We start from the raw sequence: 2,524 nt of genomic DNA, 5'->3' as shown, positions 1-2,524 counted from the left end.
GCGAGTCACCTCGGAGCGGCACCCGGACATGGTGCTCGGCGAAGGTGCCCGCGAGAAGGGCGCGATTGCCGACAAGATCCCCGACGACGGCACCACCGCCGGTATCGGCTACCGCGTCGCCCCGCGCTCCGGTGCACCCAAGCGGGTCCGCGCCGCCTACACCTCCGACGACGGCCTGGCCGAACTCGTCAACGCCGTCAAGGCACCCGGCCTGCGCATCGTCGCCTGACGACTCCGTAGCCACATCAGCCGTACCTCTCACTCCCCTTTGTCTTGCCTCGTTAGGAGGTCTGTTCGCCATGCCCCAGAACGGAACCCGGTCGCTGGACCGGATCTTGCGCACCCTGCGCGCCACCATGCGCACCCACGGACTCCCCCGCCCCGACCGCCTGGTGATCTCCACCCGGTCCCGCTCGATCCACCTGGAGTTCACCTCCACCGCGCCGCTGGACCGCGTGACCGGCCTGCTGCTGTGGGCTAACACCCTGCACGGCGTCAGCCTCACGTGGACCCACCGCCCCGGCGGCGTGTTCGCCCTCGCCGCGACCGGCCGGACCGGCGCCGGTCTCGGAATCGGCATGGCCTGCTCCATCCCGGCCTCCGCCGTCGGTGCCCGAGTGCTCGACCTCGGCGCAGGTGCGCGCCTGGCGTCCTTCCCCGAGTCGTTCGACCTCGCCCGGACCTTCGGCGTGGCCGAGCACGACACGGAGTCGGTGTCCTTCAACGAGGTCGCCGACCTGCTCGGCTTCGCCCGCACCACCGCTGCTCCGGTCGTCGTGGCGGTAGCGGCGTGAACACCCAGAACGGCTCCTACGTCGGCCACAAGGCGCTGATGCTCGCCCTGTTCGGCCGGTCCGGCCAGCCACCCGCATGGCGTACTGAGGCCGCTTGCTCCGGGCAGGACACCGAGGTCTTCTTCGACTCCACCCAGACCGAACAGGCTCGGACGCTGTGCGCCGGATGCCCCGTGCAGGTCGAGTGCCGCGCCGATCAACTCGGCTGGGAGCAGCAGACCCGTTCCCGCCGCTACTACGCCGCCGGGACCTTCGGCGACCTCACCGGCTCACAGCGCAACCAACTGCACTACCCCCGCAAAACCACCGCCCCTGTCTCGACCGACCAGAAAGACGTGGCCTGATGAACCTCCTGCTCGCCATCCCCGTCAACCGCCGCTCCCTCACCTACGCCCTCAAGGTCATCCCGACCACGCTGATCGGCCTCGCGGTCATGTACTTCGCCTTCGGCATCTTCGGCGCGGTCGTCCTGGCCGTGCTCCTGCTGCTGCTCGGCCGCATGCTCGTGCGCGCCGCACGCGGTCTCTGACCCTCGACCAATAGCCCTAGGAGGTGCGCCCGTGTTCGGGAAACCCAAGCACCACAACGACAACCAGCCCGCAGAGACCCGGTCGGTGCGCCGACTCCGGGCACGCCTGGACGAGTCCCACCAACTCCACGCGCTCACCACCGACCCCCTGTTAGGTGCGGTGCGCGCCGACCGGTTCCGGATCTCGGTCACCCGCTCCATGTGGCTGTTCCTCGCCATCGGACTCGGGTTCACCACCACCGGCGTCCAAGCGTTCCTCGCCGGGAAGCTCACCCCGGCCGATCCACTGTGGTGGGGTGCCTGGCTGGTCGAACCGGCCCTGGCGGGCATCCTCATCACGTTGCTCCGCTGGGAAGCAGAGATGCTCTCGGCGGGCCTGGACGTCGAGCACAAAGCCGTGAAACGCCTCAAGCACGTGCTGCTGAGCGCGACCCTGATCACCAACGTGTGGTCAAGCCTGTGCCCCGCCACCGGGACCGTGAACGCGGGAAACGTGTTCCTGCACCTGGTGGTCCCGGCCGTGGTCTACCTCATCGCCGAAGTCATGCCCGTCATCACGCACCGCTGCAACCAGGCGCGAGACAACGCGCTCGCCTCCCACCAGGCCCCCGCGGCTACACCTCCGGCACTCGCGGAAGTCACCGCGGCTGTCCCCTCACCGGTCGCCGTCGTCGAGTCAGCCGCCGTGGTCACTACCCACGCTCGCCTGCGGCTCCCCGCGCAGATGGTCGCCGCACTCGACGCCAAGACCCAAGACGTCCGCGCGCAAGGTCGTGAGCTGACCGCCCAAGACGTCCAGGACGCCGTCAAGGTCCCCGCCGACTACGCCGCCCGCATCGTCCGCGATCTCGCCGCCTGATCCCGACACCCCAGGAGCGCCGTATGAGCATCCACATCACCGGCTACGACTGGCAGTGCAGCAACTGCCCCGCAGGCTCGTTCGTCACGTTCACCTCGTTCGACGGTGCGGACAGCAACGCCACTGACCACGCAGACGCTTCGCACGGCGGCGATACGGCCGGTATCGAGGTCGTCGCCGTCGACCACGAGGACACGTGGGACGAGGACCCCGGCTAGACCTGCTCGGCCACACCATCTCCGCATGAGGGCGGGACACAGAAACCTACTGTGTCCCGCCCTTCTCGTTGCGCCCCAACGAAAGGACCACCGCTCGATGCTGACTCTCGAAGAACGGATCTCA

5 protein-coding genes and 1 pseudogene are annotated in these 2,524 nt (G+C 68.8%); all 6 read left to right on the top strand.

Annotated elements, in window-relative coordinates; genetic code table 11:
• Positions 1-229 (top strand): annotated as a pseudogene (locus tag NZH93_RS49430) (cell division protein FtsK); the annotation flags it as partial.
• 70 nt (positions 230-299) lie between these two features.
• Complete coding sequence (locus tag NZH93_RS49425) at positions 300-794, top strand: hypothetical protein (protein WP_259630343.1); 495 nt, start codon at positions 300-302, stop codon at positions 792-794.
• Positions 791-1,138, top strand: coding sequence for a WhiB family transcriptional regulator (locus NZH93_RS49420; protein ID WP_259630342.1), 348 nt, complete (start codon positions 791-793; stop codon positions 1,136-1,138). Before NZH93_RS49425 ends, NZH93_RS49420 begins: the two co-directional genes overlap by 4 nt.
• Positions 1,138-1,323 (top strand): hypothetical protein, encoded by a 186-nt coding sequence (locus NZH93_RS49415; RefSeq protein WP_259630341.1) that lies wholly within the window; start codon positions 1,138-1,140, stop codon positions 1,321-1,323. The genes NZH93_RS49420 and NZH93_RS49415 overlap by 1 nt, the downstream gene beginning before the upstream one ends.
• A gap of 31 nt (positions 1,324-1,354) precedes the next feature.
• The gene (locus tag NZH93_RS49410) at positions 1,355-2,182 is read left to right on the top strand and encodes a hypothetical protein (RefSeq protein WP_259630340.1); all 828 of its coding nucleotides are present in this window, start codon (positions 1,355-1,357) and stop codon (positions 2,180-2,182) included.
• Between the two features lie 23 nt (positions 2,183-2,205).
• Positions 2,206-2,400, top strand: coding sequence for a hypothetical protein (locus NZH93_RS49405; RefSeq protein WP_259630339.1), 195 nt, complete (start codon positions 2,206-2,208; stop codon positions 2,398-2,400).
• The last annotated feature ends 124 nt before the right edge of the window (positions 2,401-2,524 follow it).

Source organism: Umezawaea endophytica, from assembly GCF_025061645.1.
GTDB lineage: Bacteria > Actinomycetota > Actinomycetes > Mycobacteriales > Pseudonocardiaceae > Umezawaea > Umezawaea endophytica.
Note: the sequence above shows the minus strand (reverse complement) of the source record. Positions and strands in the feature narration are given on the sequence as shown.